This is a genomic window from Neorhizobium sp. NCHU2750, assembly GCF_003597675.1.
Classification (GTDB): Bacteria; Pseudomonadota; Alphaproteobacteria; order Rhizobiales; family Rhizobiaceae; genus Neorhizobium.
On record NZ_CP030827.1, the window covers coordinates 462,681 to 481,540 of the forward strand.

The window sequence follows — 18,860 nt, forward strand, 5'->3', positions numbered from 1 at the left end:
TATGGACGCGGAAGCAGCAAAGTACATCGGCGCAGGTATCGCTTGCCTCGGCATGGGTGGCGCAGGCATCGGCCTCGGCACGATTTTCGGCAACTACCTGTCGGGCGCTCTGCGTAACCCGTCGGCTGCTGATGGCCAGTTCGGCCGCCTGATTTTCGGCTTCGCCGTTACGGAAGCTCTGGGCATCTTCTCGCTGCTCGTAGCGCTCCTCCTCCTGTTCGCTGTCTAAGACCTAAACGTCTAGCGGCATAGGATTGGATCACGGCGGGCCGGAAACGGTATGCCGTGATCCGTTATATATGGAATTCACCTGGAGGTGATGATGTTCGTGACCTCGGCATACGCGCAGACCGCGCCGGCCGCATCTGAAACGCCCGCGGCAAGCGCAGGCGAGGTTCATACCGAAACCGGTGTTGCCCATGGGGCAGAACACGGTGAGGCTGGTTTTCCGCCGTTCGACTCGTCGCATTTCGCGTCGCAGCTGCTCTGGCTCGTCATCACGTTCGGCCTTTTCTATCTCATCATTCAGAAGGTCATCATGCCGCGCGTCGGCGGCATCATCGAGGATCGCAAGGGCCGTATCGCCGGTGATCTCGAAGAAGCCGGCCGCCTGAAGGCAGAAGCCGACGCCGCCGTCGAGACCTATGAAAAGGAACTGGCTGCCGCCCGTTCCAAGGCAAACGCGATTGCCGATGCCGCCCGCAACGACGCCAAGGCCAAGGCTGCCGCAGATCGCACCGCGATCGAAGCGGAAATTGCTGCCAAGATCGCAGCCGCCGAGACCCGCATCGGCGAGATCAAGGCGAAGGCCTTTACCGAAGTCGGCGCGATTGCCGAGGAAACTGCTTCCGCGATCGTCGACCAGCTGATCGGTGGCAAGGCGACCGGCGACGACATCAAGGCCGCGGTTGCGGCTGCCAAGCAGGGAGCCTGATCCATGGCCTTGGACAACACATTCTTCGCCCTTGTCGGCCTGATCCTCTTCTTCGTCCTGATCGCCTATCTCAAGGTGCCGGGCATGATGGGCAAGCAGCTGGACAAGCGCGCCGATAACATCCGCGCCGAACTCGCAGAGGCCAAGCGCCTGCGTGAGGAAGCTCAGGCGCTGCTCGCCGAATACCAGAAGAAGCGCAAGGACGCCGAAGCGGAAGCCGCTGCCCTTCTCGCCGCTGCCGAGCGCGAGGCTGCTCTCCTGACCGAGGAAGCCCGGCAGAAGACCGAGGAATTCGTTGCTCGCCGCAACGCTCTCTCGGAACAGAAGATCAAGCAGGCCGAAGCCGACGCAATCAGCGCCGTCCGCACAGCCGCCATCGACGTTGCTGTGGCTGCCGCCGAAAAGGTGATCGCTGCCAAGAGCGACAAGACCACCCAGACTGCGCTCTTCAAGGACGCGGTTTCCAAGGTCCAGTCGCGCCTCAACTGATGGCGCTCAGACAGATGAAATTGAAAAAGCCGGGTGGAAACGCCCGGCTTTTTTGTTGTCTGTCTGAAGAGGCCGTGGCTGCAACCGCTATCCGGCGGGGAGAAAAAATGCCCGCGCTTCCGGTGGCTGTTCGTGGTCATCGCTCACCTATCGGATATAGCTTGCTCCGTTGATATCGATCGTCGATCCGCTGAGCGATCGTTGCGATCCGATCAGGGAGAACGCCACAAGATCCGCCAGCTCGGTGGCATCCACCATCTCCCCGATCGGAATGTCGCCGACGGCAGCCTCTCGTCCCTTTTCCCGGATGAAATCCTCGGCCATTTCGGTGTGGACAAATCCCGGCGCGATGGCAATTGCGATAATGCCATCCTTGCCGAAATTTCGGGCTATGGACTTCGTCAGGTTTATCAAGCCAGCCTTCGATGCCCCATAGGGCATGTGGTCTTCCGTATAACCGCGTTGCGCTGCCCGGCTGGCAATGTTGATGATACGACCACCGCCTTGTTGTCGAAAGTGCGAAATGGCCGCTCTACAAAGGTCCGCGGGTGCCAGGAGGTTGACGCGCAGGTCAAGTTCCCAAGCGCGCTGCCAGCTATCCAGGTCATCGCCGATCTGAGTTGTCGCGCGGATGCCGGCGTTGTTGATCAGGGCGTGGATTTGGCCGCAGACCGCAACCGAACTTTCCCAGAGAGCGGTTGCTCCCAGGGGATCGACCAGATCTCCCTGTACCACCGCACCTTTCCCCTCGACGCTGAGAAGAAGCTCCTCGGCGCTGTCCCGGTTATACGCATAGTGGATGACGGGATATCCGCCGAAAGCAGCAATGCGTTGCACAAGTGCCCGGCCGATCCCGCCGGATGCTCCGGTGACGAGGATCTTTTGACCTGCCAGCGAGAAATTCGGCGCATCACTCATTGCTTGCCTTCTTTCATTCTCCGTAACTCTCAGAGCCTCCATGAGGTGAGAGCGCGATAGTAATCGAGGCAATGCCGGCCAAGTCGGACAAACCCAAGGTTCGTAATCGGCACGCCGGCTTGTCGGCTGGATGTGCCTCTATCAGCCCTCTGCCTCGTCATCCACTTTCAGCGGCCGAAAGCTCATCCGGTGCAGCGGGCAGGGTCCGTCCGCGATAATCGCGTCGCGGTGCTGCTTCGTCCCGTAGCCGGCGTGTTTTGCGAAACCATAGGCCGGATAGACGAGGCCGGCGCGCTCCATCATCCGGTCGCGCGTCACCTTGGCGATGATCGAGGCGGCGGCGATCGAGACGGAGCGGCTGTCGCCCTTGATGACGGCCTGGCCGGAACACGACAGGCCCTTCGGCACGTCGCGCCCATCGACCAGAACATGGGCAGGCGCGACGGCGAGCCCGGCGACCGCCCGACGCATGGCATCGAGGCTGGCGCGCAAAATGTTGATCCCGTCGATCAGCGCCGGCCCGGACGAGGCGATCGACACATGAGCCGTCGCCATGATCGCCTCGAACAGCTTTTCGCGCTGTTTCAGGCTAAGCTTCTTGGAATCGTTGAGGCCTGCAGGAATATTGTCGGGATCGAGAATGACGGCTGCGGCAACCACCGGACCGGCAAGCGGCCCGCGTCCGGCCTCGTCTGTTCCCGCCACCGGCCAATGGCCGGCCTTGCGAGCGGCCAGTTCGAGACTGAAATCGCAGGCGAGGGCGGATGGATCGAAAAGCATCGGAGAATCGGGCGGCGTGCGTGCGGGCATGGCGGCAAGCTCGCACGCCGTCCCGATCTCCTGCAAGCCCCGAACGCGAGTGCGGCTTCGCTGTCCACCGGGGAACGCGGTGGTCCGGGGCTTCATTCTCGGCGGGAGGGGAGGCGGGGAAACCGAGCCGAGAAAGAGAAAAATGCGGTATGGAAGGACTGGCTGGATCATGGCGGATGTTGCGCCATCCCGCTTGGACGATTCGCTCCTGTCAGCGCCTTCCGGTATAACTCAGTTGAACAATCCTCTCAGAGAAGCGACAGCTGTATGCCGGCGCCATTCGGGCGGATGAACAGGTCATCGCGCAGATGCATGCCGCGCCGCCCGAGCCCGAGCCTCTTGGTCGCCATCTCGAAGCGGCGGCCGATCTGCCAGGCATAGGGACCGGCCCCCTTCATCCGCTTGCCGAATTCGGCATCGTAATCCTTGCCGCCGCGCATCGAGCGGATCAGCGACATCACATGCCGGTAGCGGTCCGGATAATTGCGCAGCAGCCAATCGCGAAACAGCGGGCTGACCTCGAGCGGCAGGCGCAGCAGCACATAGCTTGCCTCCGTTGCACCGGCCGCATGGCCGGCATCGAGAATGCGCTCGATTTCGTGGTCGTTCAGCGCCGGAATGATCGGCGAGGCCATGATGGCGGTCGGTATGCCGGCCTCCGAAAGCGCCTTGATCGCCTCCAGCCGCTTGGCCGGCGTCGAGGCGCGAGGCTCCATCGTCCGCGCCAGCTTGCGCTCCAGCGTCGTCACCGAGATCCCGACCTTGGCAAGTCCCTTCGATGCCATGTCGGACAGAATGTCGATATCGCGCATGATGAGCGCAGATTTCGTCACGATCAGCACTGGATGGTTGGCTTTCTGCAGCACTTCGAGGATCTGGCGCATGATCCGCCATTCCCGCTCGATCGGCTGGTAGGGGTCGGTATTGGTGCCGATCGCGATTGCCCTGACCTTGTAGTCCGGCCTGCTCAGCTCCCGCTCCAGAAGCCGCGGCACGTCCGGCTTGGCAAACAGCTTGGATTCGAAATCGAGCCCCGGAGAAAGCCCCATGAAACTGTGGCTCGGACGGGCAAAGCAATAGATGCAGCCATGCTCGCAGCCGCGATAGGGATTGATCGAGCGGTCGAAGCCGATATCCGGGCTGTCATTGCGGGTGATTGCCGTCTTTGGCTTTTCCACCTGCACCTCGGTGCGGAACGGCTCCATGTCCTCCATCGTCTGCCAACCATCGTCGAACGCCTCACGTCGCTCGGCCTCGAAGCGTCCGCTCGGGTTGATGCCCGCGCCACGCCCGCGCCGCCGGTCGATCTCGATCCGAAGGCCGGAGGATTGAACCAGTGCATCGGCAATGTCAGCCGTATGGGCGGGCGCAAACGCACCCTGCCTGAGTTCAGACAGCTCTGTCATTGAAGGCTCCTGACGGGATCGTTTCCCGTTCCTGATGATTAAATTCCTACCCCTCAAATGAGAACATTGCAAGAACAAACTTTGCTGCTCGCTGGCAATCCCCAAAACTATAGGCTAAGGGTCAGAAATGCTGACTGTTTTGATGGAATGCAGGGATCAGGAAGCCGAGCTCGCGCAGACGCTGTCCATCCTCGTCACAGCCGCGGTGGAGGGGCTGGTGAGCGACGTGATCGTGCTCGATCACGCGTCGCGCGATGGCTCGTCGCGTGTCGCGGATGCGGCCGGCTGCCGGTTTCACAGTCACTGGGACATCAAGGATATCCTGCGCAGCGCCCGCGGCGAGTGGCTGCTGTTCATCGAGGCCGGCGCGCGTCCGCAAAGCGGCTGGATCGAGGAAGTAATGGAGCACCTGGCGATCAACAAGCAGGCCGCCCGCTTCTCTCCCTCGCGCAACTATCGCCGGCCGCTCTTCAAGCGCATCGGGCGCTCCTTGCCGCCGCTAGAATACGGGCTTCTGGTGCAAAAGAAGAATGCCATTGCCGCAGCGAAATCGGGCATGACGCTGGAAATGCTCGCCAAGGGACACAAGGCGACGAGGCTCGTCAGCCAGTTGATCCCCGCCTGGGTGCTGAGGGCCCGCTGAAGCAGCTCCAGCAAAAGTGCGTAGCGGTTTTGCGTCCGGAACTGCGCCAAACTAGGAGGATAGAGCAATTCCGCTATTCGAAGAGAAGCGGCATTGATCTAGAATCTAGCTCTTGGTGCGTTTGAGGTGTTCGTCGAGCCGCGGCATGATTTCCACGAAATTGCACGGCATGTGGCGATAGTCGAGCTGTGCCTTCAAGATCCCGTCCCAGGCATCCTTGCAGGCACCGGGCGAGCCGGGCAGCACGAAGACGAAAGTGGCGTTGAACACCCCGCCTGTAGCGCGTGACTGGATCGTCGATGTACCGATCTTGTCATAGGAAATCCGGTGAAACACCTCCGAAAACCCGTCCATCCGCTTTTCGAATAGCGGTTCCAGCGCTTCCGGCGTCACGTCGCGGCCGGTAAACCCGGTTCCGCCGGTGGTGATGACGACATCGATCTCGGCATCGAGCGTCCATTTCGTCACCTGGGCCGCGATCTTCCCACGGTCGTCGGTGACGATGGCGCGCGCCTTGAGCACATGGCCGGCCGCCTCGATCCGGTCGGCCAGCGTCTGGCCGGATTTGTCATCGTCGAGCGTGCGGGTATCGGACACGGTCAGCACCGCAATGCCCAGCGGCACGAACTGGCGGGTCTCGTCTATACCGATCATGATCTTCTTCCTGTCGTCTCGGCGGCTGCAAAATACCAGTCCGGCCGCATCGCCTGCAGTCTTTCCGCCGCCCGGCCAGCCTCTTCGGCGGTATCGAACAGGCCGAAACAAGTGGCACCGGAACCCGACATGCGGGTAAGCCAGGCGCCTTCATTGGCAATCATCGCGGAAATCTCGTCGATCTCGCCAAGCAGTGCCGCGGCCGGCGGCTCGAGGTCGTTGCGCAGGCCTGAGAGATCGGTGCGCCAGTCGCCGGTGAGGGGCGGGATCGGCGCATTCGTCTTGGTCGCAAGCCGCCGGAAAATGTCGGGGGTCGAGACACCGAGGAGCGGATTGCCGATGACGATCGGAAAGGACGGCATGCTGTCCAGAAAGACGAGATCCTCGCCGATCCCGCGCGCTTCCGCGGGCTTGTTCTTCAGGCACATCGGCACGTCTGCACCAAGCGAAAGGGCAAGCGCTGCAAGCTCGCTGTCGGAAAGACCAGCCTCTGCCCGCCACAAACGCAGCAGGCCACGCAGCGTCGCGGCCGCGTCCGCCGAACCGCCGCCGATGCCGGATGCGATCGGCAGGTTCTTTTCAAGGTGAATGGCAACCTGCGGAGCGCTCATCCCCTTGTCGCGAAGTGCTGCCCGCATCAGGTCGCGCGCCCGCACCACCAGGTTCTTCTGCACACTCGCCGCGTCGACAGGCAGTTCCGCGCCGAACCGGCCGGAGACAGAAAAGCTGTCGCTCTCGGCCGGCGTAAAATGCAGCACGTCGCCGACCGCCGAACCCTGTGCCATGAAGGTGACGATCATTTCGAGCAGGTGGTAGCCATCGGCGCGCTGGCCGACGACATGCAGCGCGAGATTGATTTTCGCAGGCGCAAATTCGGTGACGGCGCCATCCTGGGCCGCAGACTGAAAAAGGCCCGCCGCACCGGCAGGCCTTGTCATCTCGGGTGCGGTTTCGCGCATCAGGACTTCTTGTCGGGCGTGGCCGGCTCGGGCGTCGGCTGGGCCGGCGTATCGGTCTCCTTGCGCACCGTATTGGTCGCATTCGGATCGAGCGGCGGCAGTCCGTTCTCGATCTTGTCCTTCACATGCTCGCGGTTCACGTCGTCGCCTTCGGAAACCAGTGTCCGGTTCCACTGGTAGACGGCTTCGAGCTTGCGCCCGACGCGCCAATAGGCGTCGCCCAGATGGTCGTTGATCGTCGCGTCGCCGGCGCGCAGCTGCACTGCCTTTTCAAGCTCGCTCACCGCATCGTCGAAACGGTTGAGGCGGAAATAGGCCCAGCCGAGCGAATCGACGATATAGCCGTCGTCGGGGCGTGCATCGACGGCGCGCTGGATCATCTTCAGCCCTTCGTCGAGATTGATGTTCATGTCGACCAGCGAATAGCCGAGATAGTTCAAGACCTGCGGCTGTTCCGGGTTGAGATCCAGCGCCTTGCGGAAGTTGGGCTCGGCCTTGGCCCAGTCCTTCAGCCGCTCATAGGCGATGCCGCGCTGGAAGAAGACCGACCAGTCGCCCGGCTTCGGCACAGGACCGATCACCTCGACGGCCTTGTCGTAATTGGCGGCCATCTCCTGGTAGTCCTTGGCTTCCGAGAGAACGCTGCCATAGGCGACATAGCTGCGGATATCGGACGGATCGGACTGGATCAGGTCCTTCAGGTGCTGCTTGGCCTCATCGAGCTTGCCGGTATCCGACAGCGTGATGCCGAGCTGAAGTTCGGAAATCCGCCGCATCGGCGAATCCTCCGGCACCTTCTGGTAGAAGGCGATCGCCTGCTGCGGCTGGTCCTGCTTTTCGGCAATACCGCCGAGAAGTATCAGCGTGTCGGCGCTCCTTTCGTCGAGCGAATGGGAGATCTGCAGGTAAAGCGCCACCATGTCCTCGGCGCCCTGGCGGTTCAGCGCGCCACCGATGGAAAACAGCACGCCGGCTGCACCTTCCGTGGCATTGGTGATCTGCTGCACCGGCTTGTCGCCCTTGTCGATGCTTTCGCGCAGCGCCTTCAGGGGAGCGTAATTGGAAATCATCCCGTCGCCGACGGAGATCGCGTCGAGCGCCTTCTGCTTGTTGCCGGCGGCAGCTTCAAGCCGCGCCAGCGCCATCACGGCGCGCATGAACGTGTCGGGCGCGGTGGCAACGGCGTCGTTGCTGGTCACGGCCTTGTTGAGATACTGCCGCGCCGTCGAGACGTCGCCGGCAACCAGCGCCATCGCGCCGCTCTGGTAGTCGGTGAAGACCTTGAACCAGGCCGGGCCCTTCAGCCCGTTGATCATCGAGATCGCCCGCTTGCCGCGGCCGGCGCCGACATCCGCCCAGGCGGTCAGCAGCACATGCGTCAGCCGGTCGAGATCGTTCGGGCCGTCATACGCGAGGATCTTCTTGGCGGCATCGTATTTTCCGCCATGAATGGCATCGAGCCCGCGCACGATCTTGGTGATGCGCTCCACCGAGGCATCCTCCTTCAGCGCATTGGCTTCTTTCAGGCCGCCATTGAAATCGCCGCTCATCAGGAGCGAGATCATCAGTCTTTCGCGGATTTCCAGGTTGGCGGGTTCGAAGTCCAGCGCCTTGCGGTAAAGCGCAATCGAGTTGGCATAGTCGTGGTCGACGTCTGCAGTGCGGCCGGCAAGAAAGGCGCCGGCGAAGGAATTCACGCTTTCGGGCGTAAACGTCACGGCTTTCTGGTCGGCAGGCTTGGCTTCCGGTGTGGCAGCGGCTGCCGTCAAGCTCGACCATGGGCCGAACACCAGGCATGCCGCGAGCGCGACGCTGGAAAGCAGAAGATGGCGGGATGTCTGCCGCATAGACGGGCCTTTCATGAAAGCTGGCGTGTCGGCGACGCGTCGCCGCAGGATTGCGCCGAGTGATTCACAACAGAATGGCTTTTTTGGAGCATGTCCGCAACAAAATCTCCGGTATCGTCGGGCAACGATACCGGTAACACCTGCGTTAACGCGCCCTCAGTTGACCCGCTGGATGGAGAAGTCGATGACTTCCATCAGCGCATCCTTGATCGGGCCGGCTGGCAGCGGCGCCAGTGCATCGCGGGCAATCTTGCCGTAATGCAAGGCGCGCGCGATCGTATCCTTCAGCGCGTCGTATTTGGTGATCAGCCCGAGCGCCTTTTCGAGGTTTTCGTCGCTACTCTCGCCCTGTTCGATCGCGGTGCGCCAGAAGGCCTGTTCTTCCTGCGTGCCCCGGCGGAAGGCCAGGATGACGGGAAGGGTGATCTTGCCCTCGCGGAAATCGTCGCCGACATTCTTGCCGAGATCGGCAGCCTTGCCGCCGTAATCCAGCGCATCATCGACCATCTGGAAGGCGTAGCCGAGGTTCATGCCGAAGGAGCGCAGTGCTGAGCGGCTCGACTTGTCGGCATTGGCGATGATCGGGCCGACTTCGGCGGCCGCCGCAAACAGCGCTGCCGTCTTGGCGCGGATCACCGAGAGATAGTCGTCCTCGGTCGTTTCCATGTTCTTGGCGACGGAGAGCTGCAGCACCTCGCCCTCGGCGATCACGGCTGCGGCGGAAGCCAGGACGTCGAGCGCTTCGAGCGAGCCGACATCGACCATCATCTTGAAGGCCTGGCCGAGCAGGAAGTCGCCGACCAGAACGCTTGCCTGGTTGCCCCAGATCATCCGCGCCGTCGACTTGCCGCGGCGCAGGTCGCTCTCGTCGACCACGTCGTCATGCAGCAGCGTTGCCGTATGCATGAATTCGACCGAGGTCGCGAGCTTCACATGGCCTTCGCCCTGATAGCCGAACATCGAGGCGGCGGCGAGCGTCAGCATCGGGCGCAGCCTCTTGCCGCCCGAAGAGATCAGGTGATTGGCCACTTCCGGGATCATCTGCACATCTGATCCCGCCTTCGACAGGATCAGCTGGTTGACCCGGTCCATGTCGGCCTTGGTAAGGTCGACCAGGGGCTTCACGGATGCAGATTTGTTTTTGCCTTCTTCAAGCGGTATGACGACGCCCAAGTTCAGGCCTCCTTGGAAAATTTCGCTACGACACTAGAAAAGGTCCATAGGGCGGCAAGACAAAAACATAAAGAGATTTTCGCGAAAGGGCGACAGATGATCGAGCTTATTCGTACCAATGAGGTCGTAACCCTGTCGCTGGCGCAGAGCCTGATGAAGGATGCAGGCATCCATTGCCTTGTCGCCGATCAGGCCATGAGCATCATGGAAGGCTCGCTCGGCCTTCTGCAGCGCCGGTTGCTGGTCGAGGAAGACCGCGCCGACGAGGCCCGTTCTATCCTGCGCGACGCCGGCCTGGAGGCAGAATTGCGGCCATGAGTGACGTTGATTTCAAGGGCGCGGATCAGGCTCGGGATGACTTCACCGTGGATGCCTTCCATCGGGGGCGTTTTCACGTCGTACAGCCGAGAAATGAAGGGCATCGCTCCGGTATAGACGCCATGCTTCTGGCCTCGCTCGTGGCCGGTGATGGACCGGTCAGCGTCGCCGATCTGGGGGCTGGCGCAGGCGCTGCCGGTCTTGCCGTCGCAGCCCGCCTGCCGCAGGCCAGGGTGACGCTGGTCGAGAAATTCCCGGTCATGGCCGCCTATGCGCGCAAAAGCGTCGATCTGACGGAAAATGCCTTCCTTGCGGAACGGGTCAATGTGATCGAGGCGGATGTCACGCTGACCGGCCGTGCAAGGGTTGCGGCAGGGCTCGAGGACGAAGTTCACGATCACGTCATCATCAACCCGCCCTTCAACAATGCCGGGGATCGCCGCACGCCCGACAACCTGAAGGCTAATGCCCATGCCATGACCGAGGACCTTTTCGAGGTCTGGCTGAAGACGGCGGGCGCGATCATGAAGCCGGGCGGGCAATTGTCGCTGATCGCAAGGCCGGAATCGGTTGCCGATATTCTTGCCGCCTGCGGCATGCGTTTCGGCGGTGTCGAGATCACGCCTGTCCATCCGCGTCCCGGCGAGGACGCGACCCGTATTCTGGTGACCGCGATCAAGGGATCGAGGGCAAGGCTCGTCTTCCGCGCGCCGCTCGTCGTGCACGGCGAGGACGGCCATTTCTTTTCGCCCGAGGTCGACGATCTCAACAACGGCCGTGCGGCTTACCGGCGGCGCATCGTCAGCCGGTCACCACGTCGAACAGCAGTTTGACGTTGAGGGCGGCAATGACGAGCGCGATCAGGTAGGCGAGGCCGGCAAGCCAGCGCGGGGCAACCAGTGCGCCCATCTTCGCCTTGCTGGTGGTGAACATCACGAGCGGGAAGACGGCGAAGGAAAGCTGCAGGCTGAGCACCACCTGCGTGAGGATCAGCAGTTCCGAGGTGCCGGCGTCACCATACCAGATCGTCACGAGCCCGGCCGGCACGATGGCGATCGCTCGCGTGACCACGCGCCGGATCCACGGTTTCAGCTTGATATGCAGGAACCCTTCCATGACGATCTGGCCGGCAAGTGTTGCCGTGACCGTCGAGTTGAGGCCGCAGCACAGAAGCGCCACGCCGAAGAAGATCGGCGCCAGTGCAAGGCCCAGCATGGGCGAAAGGAGCGCATTCGCTTCACCGAGTTCCGCCACATCCGTATAGCCGTTGGCATGGAACGCCGCAGCGGCGAGGATGAGGATGGCGGCGTTGATCATCAGCGCGAAGGTGAGAGCCACGGTGGAATCGATCGTCGCGAATTTCAGCGCCTCGCGCTTTTCCGGCACGCTTTTGCCGAAATCGCGCGTCTGCACGATGCCCGAATGCAGGTAGAGATTATGCGGCATCACGGTGGCGCCGAGAATGCCCAGCGCCAGATAGAGCATTTCCGGATTGCGCACGATATCCGTCGTCGGCACGAAGCCGATCGCTACATCCGACCAGACCGGATCGGCAAAGAAGATCTGCACGCCGAAGCAGACGGCGATGACCCCGAGCAGCGTGATGACGAAGGCCTCGACCCAGCGGAAGCCGAGCCTTTGCAGGTAGAGGATGAGAAACACGTCGAGCGCGGTCACGAGCACGCCGATCTCGAGCGAAATGCCGAAGATCAGGTTGAGGCCGATCGCCGTGCCGATCACTTCCGCAATGTCGGTTGCAATGATGGCGATCTCCGCCATGGCCCACAGGACCACCGATACGGATCGCGGAAACGCGTCGCGACAGGCCTGTGCCAGGTCGCGGCCCGAGGCGATCGCCAGTCGCGCACAGAGCGATTGCAGCACGATCGCCATCAGGTTGGAGAGCAGTGCCACGGAAAGCAGCGCATAGCCGAACTTGGAACCGCCGGCGAGCGAGGTCGCCCAGTTGCCGGGATCCATATATCCCACCGCCACCAGATAGCCCGGTCCGGCAAAAGCCAGGATACGGCGGAGTTTCGAGCCGTGGCCTGAGACCTTTACCGATTTGTAGACGTCCGAAAGGGAAGCCTCGCGAGCGTCATGACGCCAGCCATTCTCTGTTTCTATGCGGGAGAGATCCATGGGTTCCTCAAGTAGCAATGCCGGCATCATGCTTGTTTAAAATGAAAATGCAAGTCATTTGCAACAAGGTTGAAATCAGGCTCCTGAATGGCGGATGGAACAGGGTGATTGCACTTGTCGTTGCAATGCTTACATGCAGTGCTGAATTTCTATTCTGGAAGGATCGTCAATGGCTGGCTTGCTCAATCGTCTTCTCCCCAAGCGTTTTCGCAAAAAGGGTTTGGCGATCCCCGTCGTCCGCCTGCATGGGGCGATCATGACCGGCGGCAGCCAGTTCAAGCCGACCCTCAATCTGGCCGGCGTCGCGCCGATGCTGGACAAGGCCTTTGCCGTGAAGGACGCACCGGCCGTCGCCATCTCGCTCAATTCCCCCGGCGGCTCCCCGGTCCAGTCGCGGCTGATCTTCCAGCGCATCCGTGCGCTGGCCGAAGAAAAGCAGAAGAAGGTGCTGATCTTCGTCGAAGATGTCGCGGCCTCCGGCGGCTACATGATCGCGCTCGCGGGCGACGAGATCTTTGCCGACCCGACTTCGATCGTCGGTTCGATCGGCGTCGTCTCCGGTGGCTTCGGCTTTCCTGAAATGCTGAAGAAGATCGGCGTCGAGCGCCGCGTCTATACCGCCGGCGAGAACAAGGCGATCCTCGATCCGTTCAAGCCGGAAAGGGAAAGCGATATCGAATATCTGAAGACGCTGCAGCTCGAGATCCACAAGGTCTTCATCGACATGGTCAAGATGCGGCGCGGCCAGCGTCTGGTCGACGATACGGAAATCTTCTCCGGCCTGTTCTGGACCGGGACGAGGGGCCTCGAACTCGGCCTGATCGATGGTCTCGGCGACATGCGCGAGGTGATCAAGCGCCGTTTCGGCAAGGATGCGCGCCTCGAACTGATCGGTGGCGCCCGCACGCTGCTCGGCAAACGGGTTCCCGGTGTCTCGGCAATCGCACCGAATTTCGGCGAAATCGCCGCGGAGGCCGGCGCGGGGCTTGCCGCGAGTGTCGAAGAAAGGGCATTGTGGAGCAGATACGGGCTGTAATGTCCGATATGCGGTGCCTTTCGCGCCGCATTCTATATGAGGAATTCAAGGGGAAATGGCCCAGTTTCTGTTTCTGGTCGTCGTGGTTTACGGCGGGTGGACGATCTACAAGCGCTTTATCAAGGACGCCGAAAAACTGACGGCCAAGACAAGGCGGCAGGAAAAGGAGCGCGAGACCGGCGCCATCGCCACGCTCGAAAAGGACCCGGTGACGGGCGAATATCGGGTGAAAAAGGACGAGGAATAGCGGTTAGGCCGGCAATTTTCTGCTATGATGGGCCGAGACTGGACCATCGACTGGAGATTTTCATGCGCGTGACGAAATGGAACGACGCCCTCGCAGTGCAGATACCCGATGACGTGGCCAAGTCGCTCGATCTGAAGGAGGGCGATGAGGTCACGGTTCGCGTCGCCGATCAGGCTATTTTGGAAATCGAACGTGAAGACGCGCGCCGACAGGCGCTTGAGCGCATCAGGGCCGCCAAATTCAAACTGCCGCCGAATTGGAAATTTAACCGCGACGAGGCCAACGAGCGTTGACCACGGGCGTCGCCGATCTTCTCGATACGAATATTCTTGTCTACGCTCTGGCCGATGATGCGAAATCGGTTGTGGCACAAGATCTGATGGCAAAGCCGTTCGTCATCAGTGTGCAAGCCTTGAACGAGTTCGCAAATGTCGGTCGCCGCAAGCTAGACCTGTCTTGGGACCGTGTGGCTGGCCACATAGAGGATATAGCGCTCGCCGCACGCGTGGTTTTGCCCATCGAACGGGAATTCAACTCGGTCGCCTTGAGGCTTGCGCCGCGTTTCAACCTTGCCTTCTATGATGCTCTCATGGTCGCGGCGGCATTGAGCGCAGGTTGCAGCACATATTATTCCGAGGATCTGCACCACGGCCTCGTCATCGACGGCCGCTTGACGGTCATAAATCCATTCCGCTGAGCCGGTCCGGCTATAAATCCTTGACCCTTGTCCCCCCGCGTGGCACTCGTCCGCATCCTCAACCAAACGATGCCGATTATTCCCATGACCGATCTGCCCGAACATATGGACCCCAAGCGCTCGTTCCAGGCGCTCATCCTGACGCTCCATAACTATTGGGCGGACAAGGGCTGCGCCGTGCTGCAGCCCTACGACATGGAAGTCGGTGCCGGCACCTTCCACCCGGCCACCACCCTGCGTGCGCTCGGGCCCAAGCCCTGGAAGGCCGCCTATGTCCAGCCGTCGCGCCGTCCCTCCGATGGCCGCTACGGCGAAAACCCCAACCGCCTGCAGCACTATTACCAGTATCAGGTCATCCTGAAGCCGAACCCGTCCAACCTGCAGGAGCTCTATCTCGGTTCCCTGAAGGCGATCGGTCTCGATCCGCTGCTGCATGACGTGCGCTTCGTCGAGGACGACTGGGAGAGCCCGACGCTCGGCGCCTGGGGCCTCGGCTGGGAATGCTGGTGTGACGGCATGGAAGTCTCGCAGTTCACCTATTTCCAGCAGGTCTGCGGCATCGAATGCTCGCCGGTCGCCGGCGAACTCACCTATGGTCTGGAGCGCCTCGCCATGTATGTCCAGGGCGTCGATAATGTCTACGACCTGAATTTCAACGGTCGCGAAGGCGAAGAGAAGATCTCCTATGGTGACGTCTTCCTGCAGGCCGAGCAGGAATATTCCCGCCACAACTTCGAATTCGCCAATACCGAAATGCTGCATCGCCATTTCATTGATGCCGAGAAGGAATGCCTGGCGCTGCTCGCCGCCGGTGCTCCTGCACTGATGGCTGCACAGCAAGAGGCGGGGAGCGCCGCAGGCGCGACAGGGATACTACATAAGTGTGTCTTCCCGGCCTATGACCAGTGCATCAAGGCATCGCATGTCTTCAACCTGCTCGATGCCCGCGGCGTGATCTCGGTTACCGAGCGCCAGAGCTATATCCTGCGCGTCCGCACGCTGGCCAAGGCCTGCGGCGAGGCCTTTCTGCTGACGGATGCCGGTGGGGCGAATATCGGCAAGGCGGCGTGAGCTTACGCTTTGCGCGCCTTTTGGTTGTGCAATAATTCATGATACTTGCAAAGGTTGCAATTGTGCATAATACTCCCCAAGGGTTGAACCTTGGGGGTTGTTATGTTGCGCATCAAGTTTGCATGCGCGGCCTTGGCCGCGTTGTCTCTCAGTGCATGCCAGTCTGCTCCGGAATGGAGCATGAAGACCGGTTTTCCCGTAAAACGGCCAATTGTTCAGGCTGTCTGTGAAATTTTCAAAAAATTCAATGACATCCGTGCAAATGACGATTTTCCGAAAGGGTACTACATCGTGACTGTCACGATGGAGAGCGGTCGCCGGAACAAAGTCGGTGCCGGTGTCGACGCATCCTACAAGACGAGGGATAGTGGCGATCGATTTTTTCAGCTGGATGCGGGTTCCGGCGGCTTGGCCGGGCTTGGTGGCGATCTGTCCTCAAGCCGGGTGAGCACGACGCCGATTACCTTCAAATTGACTGATCTCGACCAGAAAAACGACCACCTAAAGGCGCAATGCGTCAACGGATACGCCAAAGACACTGATGCCACTGCCCGCGGTGCCAATCTTGGGCTGGCGCAATGGTTCTCTGATGTCATGTATGCGTCACCTGTCGGCTTTCCCGACAATCCGAAAACGGCATTGCGGCTGGAGCGAAGCGGCGGTGGATCGCTGTTTCCTTCCTGGCGGTTCTCCCGTGGTTTTGTCAGCCCAAATCTCGCGGCGAGTTTTGCCAATTATGACGAGTTGAGAGTCGAGATGAAGAGCGACACCGGCACAAGCGATGCCGGTGCGGTCAAAGTGACCAAGGACGGAAGGACCACCAGTGTCCCGGCAATCAGCACCGAAACCTATCGCAATCTCTTGCAGCAACGCATCGAGATCGTTCCGCTGCAGTAGCCGTCATCCTGGCCGTCTTCGCGGTCGGGTGACAACATAAGCGAACTCACCTAAGGTCCCCTGCAACCTTGATGCTGTGGGGGACCCGTCATGTATATCGCGCTTGGCATTATCGCCATTGCCGTCATCTATTTGATCTTCATCTATAACGGCCTCGTCCGCGCCCGGCAGATGGCCGAGGAGGCTTGGTCGGGTATCGACGTGCAGTTGAAGCGCCGCGCCGACCTGATCCCCAATCTCATCGAGACGGTCAAGGGTTACGCCGCCCACGAAAAGGGCACGTTCGAGGAAGTGGTCAAGCTGCGCAACCAGGCGCAGGCCGTGCCCCAGGGCGATGTCGCGGGCCGCGCCCAGGCGGAAGGCCTGCTCACCCAGGCGCTCGGAAAGCTGTTTGCGCTGGCCGAAGCCTATCCGGACCTCAAGGCCAACCAGAATTTCCTCGAACTGCAAACCTCGCTGGAGACGATCGAAAGCGAGATCCAGATGGCACGACGCTATTACAACGGCGCCACCCGCGACCTCAACATCAGGGTCGAGAGCTTTCCCGCCAATCTCGTCGCCGGCCCATTCGGCTTTTCCAAGCGCGACTATTTCGAAATCGAAAACGAAGCCGATCGCGCCGTGCCCCAGGTAAAGTTCTGACCGGAGGCCGCTGATGTTTCGGCGCCTTCTCCTAGCCTTCGCGCTTGTTCTCGTCGCCTGCCTCCCGGCTTTCGCGGAGGAATATATCCGCAGCTACAATTCGGATATCCGGATCGCCGCCGATGGCGAGTTGACGGTGGCTGAGACGATCACGGTCAATGCCGAGGGCAACCGCATCCGCCGCGGTATTTTTCGCGATTTCCCGACGACCATGGAGGATGCCAAGGGCCACACCATACGGGTCGGCTTCACGCCCGTTTCCGTCACCCGTGACGGGCGGCCGGAAGACTTTCACACCGAAACCATCTCCCGCGGCATCCGCATCTATGCCGGCAGCGAGAACACGTTGCTTTCGCCCGGCGAGCATACTTACGTCATTACCTACAGGACCACCCGGCAGATCCGCTATTTCGACGATCATGACGAGCTTTACTGGAACGTCACCGGCAATGGCTGGCTGTTTCGTATCGCCAGAGCCTCGGCGCGGGTAACACTGCCGGGCGGCACGGTGACCGATACGGCCGCCTTCACCGGCGCCTACGGTTCCACCGCCCGCGATGCGCGAGCGAGCGCCTCTGGCAATCAGGCGGATTTCACCACGACCCGTCCGCTCGCCGGCCAGGAAGGCCTCACCATCGTCGTCGGCTTCCCCAAGGGCATTGTTGCAGCGCCATCTGCCGATCAGCAAAGCGCCTGGTGGTGGCGTGACAACCGCAATCTCTTCCTGGCGATCGGCGGCCTTGCCACCGTCTTCCTTTATTACCTCTTCGTCTGGCGAAGGGTCGGGCGCGATCCCGCCCGTGGCGTCATCGTGCCGCGTTGGGATACGCCTGCCGGCATCTCTCCGGCACTGGTCAATTATATCGACAACAAGGGCTTTTCCGGCGGCGGCTGGACGGCCTTTTCGGCAAGCCTGCTCGACCTTGCGGTCAAGGGTTATCTGACGCTGGAGGATTTGAAATCCCGCGTCGTGGTCAAGATTGCCGACAGTCGGAAGGCGATCAAGGATCTGCCGCCCGGCCAGGCCGTCATGCTGTTTCAGATGGGGGCGGCAGGGAATACCTTCGCCATCGACAAATCGAACGGCGAACGGGTGCAGGAAATCGGCAAGGCCTTTCGCCAGTCGATCGAAAAGGAACATCGCGGCAAATATTACAGGCACAACACCGTCTATGTGGTGCTCGGCCTGCTCCTGAGCATCGTTGCGGGCGGGGCATTGCTGGTCTTCGGTGATATCGATCCGGATGATCTGGGTTTGCTGCTGCCGCCGGCTATTTTCGGTGCCGTCTGGTCCTTCTTCGCCGTCAAGGCGGGAAAATCGCTCCTGAGGAAGAAGACGATTGCCGCCCGCATCGGCGCGATCATCTTCATTGCCGTTTTCGGCCTCGCCATTCTGGCCATTGGAGGCACCTTCATCACCGGCGCCATCGAAAGCTTCGAGGATGGTCAGTGGCCGGTCTTTGCCGGTGTCGGCGGCCTCTTCATCATCAATGTCGTGTTCTTCTTCCTGATGGGCGCGCCGACACCGCTCGGCCGCAAGCTGATGGACGAGATCGAAGGCCTGCGCACCTATCTGACGGTCGCCGAGAAGGACCGCATGAACATGGCCGGCGCGCCGCAGATGTCGCCGCAGCATTTCGAAAAGCTTCTGCCCTATGCCGTGGCACTCGGCGTCGAAAAACCCTGGAGTGAGGCCTTTGAGACATGGCTTGCCACAGCGGTTGCCGCCGGCGCCGCGGCCTATACCGCAAGCTGGTACTATGGCGATGGCTTCGGCAGCTTCGGAGATCGCATCGGCGGCTTCTCGTCCTCGATGTCCGACACGATAGCCTCCACCATCCCGACCCCGAAATCCTCGTCATCGTCTTCCGGTTTCTCGGGCGGCGGCTTTTCCGGCGGCGGAGGAGGTGGTGGCGGTGGTGGGGGCTGGTAGTCCGACTTGATTGTCTTTCGTCTATCAGTCACGCTGCATCTGAA

22 protein-coding genes are annotated in these 18,860 nt (G+C 61.2%); 14 read left to right on the forward strand and 8 right to left on the reverse strand.

Annotation, left to right across the window (positions count from 1 at the left end):
- Nucleotide 1: 1 nt before the first annotated feature.
- The 3 genes from NCHU2750_RS02170 to NCHU2750_RS02180 all read left to right on the forward strand — a co-directional run bounded on the left by NCHU2750_RS02170 (nucleotide 2) and on the right by NCHU2750_RS02180 (nucleotide 1,423).
- Nucleotides 2-229: a F0F1 ATP synthase subunit C gene (locus tag NCHU2750_RS02170; RefSeq protein WP_112455014.1), complete on the forward strand. Its 228-nt coding sequence runs from the start codon at nucleotides 2-4 to the stop codon at nucleotides 227-229.
- 93 nt (nucleotides 230-322) lie between these two features.
- Nucleotides 323-934: a F0F1 ATP synthase subunit B gene (locus tag NCHU2750_RS02175; RefSeq protein ID WP_119938954.1), complete on the forward strand. Its 612-nt coding sequence runs from the start codon at nucleotides 323-325 to the stop codon at nucleotides 932-934.
- Nucleotides 935-937: 3 nt separating this feature from the next.
- Nucleotides 938-1,423, forward strand: a complete 486-nt coding sequence (locus NCHU2750_RS02180; RefSeq protein WP_119938955.1) for a F0F1 ATP synthase subunit B — start codon at nucleotides 938-940, stop codon at nucleotides 1,421-1,423.
- Between the two features lie 147 nt (nucleotides 1,424-1,570).
- Here the strand turns inward: NCHU2750_RS02180 and NCHU2750_RS02185 are convergent, their stop codons facing one another.
- From NCHU2750_RS02185 to NCHU2750_RS02195, 3 genes are all read right to left on the reverse strand, one after another.
- On the reverse strand, nucleotides 1,571-2,341 hold the full coding sequence (locus tag NCHU2750_RS02185) for an SDR family NAD(P)-dependent oxidoreductase (protein ID WP_119938956.1): 771 nt from the start codon (nucleotides 2,339-2,341) through the stop codon (nucleotides 1,571-1,573).
- A gap of 141 nt (nucleotides 2,342-2,482) precedes the next feature.
- Nucleotides 2,483-3,151, reverse strand: coding sequence for a ribonuclease HII (gene rnhB / locus NCHU2750_RS02190; RefSeq protein WP_119938957.1), 669 nt, complete (start codon nucleotides 3,149-3,151; stop codon nucleotides 2,483-2,485).
- A 248-nt stretch (nucleotides 3,152-3,399) separates the two neighbouring features.
- A complete protein-coding gene (locus tag NCHU2750_RS02195; protein ID WP_119938958.1) occupies nucleotides 3,400-4,557 on the reverse strand; it encodes a PA0069 family radical SAM protein in 1,158 nt (385 codons plus the stop codon).
- A gap of 127 nt (nucleotides 4,558-4,684) precedes the next feature.
- On the opposite strand from NCHU2750_RS02195, the gene NCHU2750_RS02200 reads away from it, so the two are divergent.
- On the forward strand, nucleotides 4,685-5,200 hold the full coding sequence (locus NCHU2750_RS02200; protein WP_119938959.1) for a glycosyltransferase family 2 protein: 516 nt from the start codon (nucleotides 4,685-4,687) through the stop codon (nucleotides 5,198-5,200).
- A gap of 105 nt (nucleotides 5,201-5,305) precedes the next feature.
- On the opposite strand, the gene moaB is transcribed toward NCHU2750_RS02200, so the two are convergent.
- The 4 genes from moaB to NCHU2750_RS02220 all read right to left on the reverse strand — a co-directional run bounded on the left by moaB (nucleotide 5,306) and on the right by NCHU2750_RS02220 (nucleotide 9,833).
- The gene (moaB, locus tag NCHU2750_RS02205; protein ID WP_119938960.1) at nucleotides 5,306-5,854 is read right to left on the reverse strand and encodes a molybdenum cofactor biosynthesis protein B; all 549 of its coding nucleotides are present in this window, start codon (nucleotides 5,852-5,854) and stop codon (nucleotides 5,306-5,308) included.
- Nucleotides 5,851-6,813, reverse strand: a complete 963-nt coding sequence (locus NCHU2750_RS02210) for a 4-(cytidine 5'-diphospho)-2-C-methyl-D-erythritol kinase (RefSeq protein ID WP_502703814.1) — start codon at nucleotides 6,811-6,813, stop codon at nucleotides 5,851-5,853. Before NCHU2750_RS02210 ends, moaB begins: the two co-directional genes overlap by 4 nt.
- Nucleotides 6,813-8,660, reverse strand: a complete 1,848-nt coding sequence (locus tag NCHU2750_RS02215) for a tetratricopeptide repeat protein (RefSeq protein ID WP_119938961.1) — start codon at nucleotides 8,658-8,660, stop codon at nucleotides 6,813-6,815. The genes NCHU2750_RS02210 and NCHU2750_RS02215 overlap by 1 nt, the downstream gene beginning before the upstream one ends.
- Nucleotides 8,661-8,816: 156 nt before the next feature.
- Nucleotides 8,817-9,833 (reverse strand): polyprenyl synthetase family protein, encoded by a 1,017-nt coding sequence (locus NCHU2750_RS02220; protein ID WP_119938962.1) that lies wholly within the window; start codon nucleotides 9,831-9,833, stop codon nucleotides 8,817-8,819.
- Between the two features lie 96 nt (nucleotides 9,834-9,929).
- On the opposite strand from NCHU2750_RS02220, the gene NCHU2750_RS02225 reads away from it, so the two are divergent.
- The gene (locus NCHU2750_RS02225; RefSeq protein WP_119938963.1) at nucleotides 9,930-10,151 is read left to right on the forward strand and encodes a putative signal transducing protein; all 222 of its coding nucleotides are present in this window, start codon (nucleotides 9,930-9,932) and stop codon (nucleotides 10,149-10,151) included.
- The gene (locus NCHU2750_RS02230; protein ID WP_119938964.1) at nucleotides 10,148-10,984 is read left to right on the forward strand and encodes a tRNA1(Val) (adenine(37)-N6)-methyltransferase; all 837 of its coding nucleotides are present in this window, start codon (nucleotides 10,148-10,150) and stop codon (nucleotides 10,982-10,984) included. Before NCHU2750_RS02225 ends, NCHU2750_RS02230 begins: the two co-directional genes overlap by 4 nt.
- Here the strand turns inward: NCHU2750_RS02230 and NCHU2750_RS02235 are convergent.
- Nucleotides 10,953-12,293 (reverse strand): Nramp family divalent metal transporter, encoded by a 1,341-nt coding sequence (locus NCHU2750_RS02235; protein ID WP_119938965.1) that lies wholly within the window; start codon nucleotides 12,291-12,293, stop codon nucleotides 10,953-10,955. The genes NCHU2750_RS02230 and NCHU2750_RS02235 overlap by 32 nt on opposite strands.
- A 169-nt stretch (nucleotides 12,294-12,462) precedes the next feature.
- Between NCHU2750_RS02235 and NCHU2750_RS02240 the strand changes: the two genes are divergently transcribed.
- The 8 genes from NCHU2750_RS02240 to NCHU2750_RS02280 all read left to right on the forward strand — a co-directional run bounded on the left by NCHU2750_RS02240 (nucleotide 12,463) and on the right by NCHU2750_RS02280 (nucleotide 18,816).
- Nucleotides 12,463-13,329 carry a S49 family peptidase gene (locus NCHU2750_RS02240; RefSeq protein WP_119938966.1) on the forward strand — a complete coding sequence of 289 codons (867 nt, stop codon included), beginning with the start codon at nucleotides 12,463-12,465 and terminating at the stop codon, nucleotides 13,327-13,329.
- 55 nt (nucleotides 13,330-13,384) lie between these two features.
- Nucleotides 13,385-13,576 carry a hypothetical protein gene (locus tag NCHU2750_RS02245; RefSeq protein ID WP_119938967.1) on the forward strand — a complete coding sequence of 64 codons (192 nt, stop codon included), beginning with the start codon at nucleotides 13,385-13,387 and terminating at the stop codon, nucleotides 13,574-13,576.
- A 62-nt stretch (nucleotides 13,577-13,638) separates the two neighbouring features.
- The gene (locus tag NCHU2750_RS02250; RefSeq protein WP_119938968.1) at nucleotides 13,639-13,869 is read left to right on the forward strand and encodes an AbrB/MazE/SpoVT family DNA-binding domain-containing protein; all 231 of its coding nucleotides are present in this window, start codon (nucleotides 13,639-13,641) and stop codon (nucleotides 13,867-13,869) included.
- A 71-nt stretch (nucleotides 13,870-13,940) separates the two neighbouring features.
- The gene (locus NCHU2750_RS02255) at nucleotides 13,941-14,273 is read left to right on the forward strand and encodes a PIN domain-containing protein (protein WP_245480443.1); all 333 of its coding nucleotides are present in this window, start codon (nucleotides 13,941-13,943) and stop codon (nucleotides 14,271-14,273) included.
- Nucleotides 14,274-14,357: 84 nt separating this feature from the next.
- Nucleotides 14,358-15,344, forward strand: a complete 987-nt coding sequence (locus NCHU2750_RS02260; protein WP_119942847.1) for a glycine--tRNA ligase subunit alpha — start codon at nucleotides 14,358-14,360, stop codon at nucleotides 15,342-15,344.
- A gap of 102 nt (nucleotides 15,345-15,446) precedes the next feature.
- Nucleotides 15,447-16,241 carry a hypothetical protein gene (locus NCHU2750_RS02270; protein ID WP_162939450.1) on the forward strand — a complete coding sequence of 265 codons (795 nt, stop codon included), beginning with the start codon at nucleotides 15,447-15,449 and terminating at the stop codon, nucleotides 16,239-16,241.
- Nucleotides 16,242-16,331: 90 nt separating this feature from the next.
- On the forward strand, nucleotides 16,332-16,883 hold the full coding sequence (locus NCHU2750_RS02275) for a LemA family protein (protein ID WP_119938972.1): 552 nt from the start codon (nucleotides 16,332-16,334) through the stop codon (nucleotides 16,881-16,883).
- 13 nt (nucleotides 16,884-16,896) lie between these two features.
- Nucleotides 16,897-18,816 carry a DUF2207 domain-containing protein gene (locus tag NCHU2750_RS02280; RefSeq protein WP_119938973.1) on the forward strand — a complete coding sequence of 640 codons (1,920 nt, stop codon included), beginning with the start codon at nucleotides 16,897-16,899 and terminating at the stop codon, nucleotides 18,814-18,816.
- The last annotated feature ends 44 nt before the right edge of the window (nucleotides 18,817-18,860 follow it).